Here is a 3,847-nt window from a genome sequence, read left to right as displayed (position 1 = left end):
AGTGCGCCCTGCACATCATTGAGCTTTAGATATTTCAGCTCACCGCGATTAGAGTAAGCATTGGCATCTTTCGGGTCGAGGGCAAGTGCTTGGCTATAGTCAGCCAGTGCGCCCTGCATATCGTTGAGCTTTTCACCTTTGATACCACCGCGATTGTTGTAAGCAGCGGCATATTTCGGGTCGAGGGCGATCGCTTGGTTCAAGTCAGCAAGTGCGCCCTGCACATCATTGAGCTTTAGATATTTCAGAGCACCGCGATTGTTGTAAGCTGTGGCAGATTTGGGGTTGAGGGCGATCGCTTGGTTCAAGTCAGCCAGTGCGCCCTGCATATCGTTGAAATTTTCACCTTTGATACCACCGCGACCAGCGTAAGCAGCGGCATATTTAGGGTTGAGGGCGATCGCTTGATTCAAGTCAGCCAGTGCGCCCCGATAGTCTCCTTTGGCATCCTTTTGCACCGCTGATGCAAAGTAATCATCAGCCTTCAGTGAGGTATTTTGGGGAATAGGTGCTACTTGCCCACCCAGATTGACTCCCATATTACTCGCCACCGTCGCAAACCGATTGATGGGAATACCGAGATTGAATCCGTTTTTGGCTCCACTGTCATCGCGATCGCCCCGCCCATGAATGGCGACTAGCTCGCCGTCACTATTTAATACCGCTCCACCACTCATTCCTGGCAATGTATCGTTACTGTAAACCAGTGAATAACCCTTCTCGAAAGTTTTATTACTATTGGCTGAAACTTTACCTTCCCTAAACATGAATACTGACTGTGTTATCGCTCTGCTCGTACTTGGAAAACCACCAACATAGAGATCCATCCCCGATTTGAGGACGTTACAATTTCCCAATTTGGCGGTGGGATATTTAGTTGTCGATTTGAACTTGATGACAGCCAGATCGATACTACCGGGTGCAGATCGAATCGAGCTGCTAATTACTTCATAAGATCGATCGTCTGGCGTAGTAATCTTGAAGCTGGCTTTGGCTTTCACCACATGAGCGGCGGTGAGTACGGTATAGATATCGCCTTGCTGTTGGAGAATTACCCCCGAACCAACGCTATTTGGCTCGGTAATTAATACGGTAATTGCTTTGGCTGTATCGGCTATCTCGACTGAGGACTTAGCAGATGCGATATTTGGCTGAACTAGTGCGATCGTCGCACCGACTCCCATTAGACCCGTCCACAGTGAGATTCTAAGTGACATAAAAGATGTAATTATTTGACAATTTGAGATCTTTTTAAGAATAGAGCTGTCTGGTTACCTTTGCTAAAAACCCGAACTATTACTAGTTATTCCCCATGCTTTTAGTTGGTCTATCGTTAACTGATATTCTGCCAGATCGCCCTGTTTTTTTGACAGTCTGGCAGATTGCTTCATGTCGGCAATTCCACCAGCACGATCGTTTAACTTCATGTACTTGACTACACTCCTAGCCTTGAAAGCCATCGCATTATTAGAGTCGATCGAAATCGCCCGATTTAAGTCGGCTAATCCCCCTTGAGTGTCGTTGAGTTTAGTCGCTTTGAAAACACCACGAAGAGAGTAGCTATCAGCATTGTTAGGGTCGAGAGAAATCGCCCGATCTAAGTCGGCTACTCCTCCCTGAATGTCGTTGAGTTTAGTCGCTTTGAGAGTACCACGAACAACATAGGTAGTAGCATTTTTGGAATCGAGCAAAATTGCTCGACTGTAATCGGCTAATGCCCCTTGAATGTCATTAAGTTTTAACGCTTTGAGCATACCACGATGTTGATAAGACAGACTAAATCTAGGATCGAGAGCAATCGCCCGATTGAAGTCGGCTAATCCTCCCTGAGTGTCAATGAGTTTAAACGCTTTGAGCGCGCCGCGCAAAGAATACGCCAGGGCATAGTTGGGGTTGAGTTGAATGGCTCGATCGAGATCTGTCAAACCACCCATAGAGTCTCCTCTACCTATTTTCGGGACTGCTGATGCGAAGTAATCGCCTGCTTTGGCTGCGGTATTAGTTTGGATAGGGGCTACTTTTCCATCTAGTTCAATGCCCATATTCCGCGCCACCATCCCGAATTGGTTGATGGGGATGCCGAGATTAAGTCCGGTTTGGTTGCCATTGTCATCTTTATCGCTTTTACCGTGAATGGCAACCAGCTCGCCATCACTATTTAAGATTGCTCCACCATTCATTCCTGGTAGAGTTTGGTTACTATAAATTAGGGAATAACCATTTTCTAAAACTCTAGTGCTATTGGCAGAAACTTGACCTTCCCTAGATAAAAATACCGACTCAGTGATGGCTTTAGTCGTACCAGGAAATCCATTGACATAAATACTCATGCCAGATTCTAGAATGTTGCAGTTGCCAAGCTTGGCTGTGAGATAGTTAGCTGTGGATTTGAATTTGATAATAGCAAGATCGATATTACCAGGAGCCGTGCGAATCGAGCTGCTAATAGCTTCATAGGAGCGATTATCTGGTGTGGTAATTTTATATTTGGCTCGATCTTTTACGACACTAGCAGTAGTGAGAATAGTATAAATATTGCCCTGATGCTGAAGGATGACACCAGAACCCAAACTCTCAGGCGTGGAAATCGATACTGTAATTGCTTTACCTATATCGGCAATCTCGACTGAGCTTTTGGCGGCGGCGATGTTTGGTTGCACGAGTGCGATCGTGGCACTAATGCCAATAAGTCTAGTCCACTGCGAGATCTTAGGTAACATGAGCGGGTAATTAATTATTTTATAATGGGATTAATATAGTCTAAATTTTCGTCTGACGATCGCCAATCCCACGCATTTACGCGATCTGGCGGTGCGATCGCAAATCGCATCGATGACCTCAAATCGATCGATCTGCGATTCACCAGTTAAGATCGAAGATGTTTAACTATTAGAATTGCGATCGAGTTTTTGCCATTCTGTTAGTACTTTAATCATCATCTGATATTTTTCAGTATTACGTTGCTGCTGATATAGTTTTGCAGCTTGTCGGATATCGGCAATTCCACCCGCTCGATCTGTAGAAGCATGTTTGAGTGAACCCCTGATGGCAAAAGCATCAGCAAGTTCGGGGTCGAGTTCGATCGCTCGATTAGCGTCGGCTAATGCTCCCGGAATGTTCCCCAGTTTAGTCATTTTCAGCATCCCACGATTGGCATAGACACGAGCCGAATTGGGTTCGAGTTGAATGGCTCGATCGAAGTCTGTTAATGCTCCCTGAAAATCCTGGAGTTTGCCTGATTTGAGAACACCGCAAGCGTTGTAAGTATCAGCCTGATTAGGATCGATCGCAATCGCGCGATCGCAGTCAGCTAATGCGCCCTGAATGTCCTGAAGTTTCTTTGATTTTAGAGCCGCACGACTTTTGTAAGCAGCAATACTGTTACGATCGATCGCAATCGCGCGATTGTAGTCTGCTAATGCTGCTCGATCGTCTTGGAGCTTGCTCTGCTTGAGATCGCCACGAACGACATAAACATTAGCCTCTTTGGGGTCGAGCGAAATCGCCCGATCGTAGTCAACTAATGCTCCCGGAATGTCCTGAAGTTCACTCTCCTTGAAAATACCACGCAGGAAATAGGTAACAGCACGTTTGGGTTCGAGCGAAATCGCGCGATTGTAGTCAGCTAATGCTCCTTGATTATCCTTGAGCTTTCTCTCTTTCAAGAAACCGCGATTTTCGTAAGCTTCAGCATATTTGGGATCGAGTTGAATGGTGCGATTGTAGTCAACTAATGCGCCCTGAAAATCTTCGAGTTTTAGCGTTTTTATGTTACCACGACTGAAGTAGGCTAGAGAGTTTTTGGGGTCGAGTTGAATCGCTCGATCGAGATCTGCCAAACTGCCTA

At 45.9% G+C, this 3,847-nt stretch carries 3 protein-coding genes; all 3 read right to left on the bottom strand.

Features of this window, described 5'->3' with window-relative positions; all coding sequences use genetic code 11:
* Nucleotides 1-1,217: tetratricopeptide repeat-containing serine protease family protein (locus Q0R35_RS15470; RefSeq protein ID WP_295620249.1), on the bottom strand; the 1,217-nt coding region annotated here is incomplete at its 3' end.
* 63 nt (nt 1,218-1,280) lie between these two features.
* Nucleotides 1,281-2,720 (bottom strand): trypsin-like peptidase domain-containing protein, encoded by a 1,440-nt coding sequence (locus Q0R35_RS15465; protein WP_295620246.1) that lies wholly within the window; start codon nt 2,718-2,720, stop codon nt 1,281-1,283.
* A gap of 162 nt (nt 2,721-2,882) precedes the next feature.
* On the bottom strand, nt 2,883-3,847 hold a 965-nt coding region (locus Q0R35_RS15460; RefSeq protein ID WP_295620243.1), incomplete at its 5' end, for a tetratricopeptide repeat protein.

Source organism: Chamaesiphon sp. GL140_3_metabinner_50, assembly GCF_025361915.1.
In the GTDB taxonomy this organism is placed as follows: domain Bacteria; phylum Cyanobacteriota; class Cyanobacteriia; order Cyanobacteriales; family Chamaesiphonaceae; genus Chamaesiphon.
The sequence above is the reverse complement of the archived record's forward strand: the minus strand, read 5'-3'. Positions and strand labels throughout refer to the sequence as shown.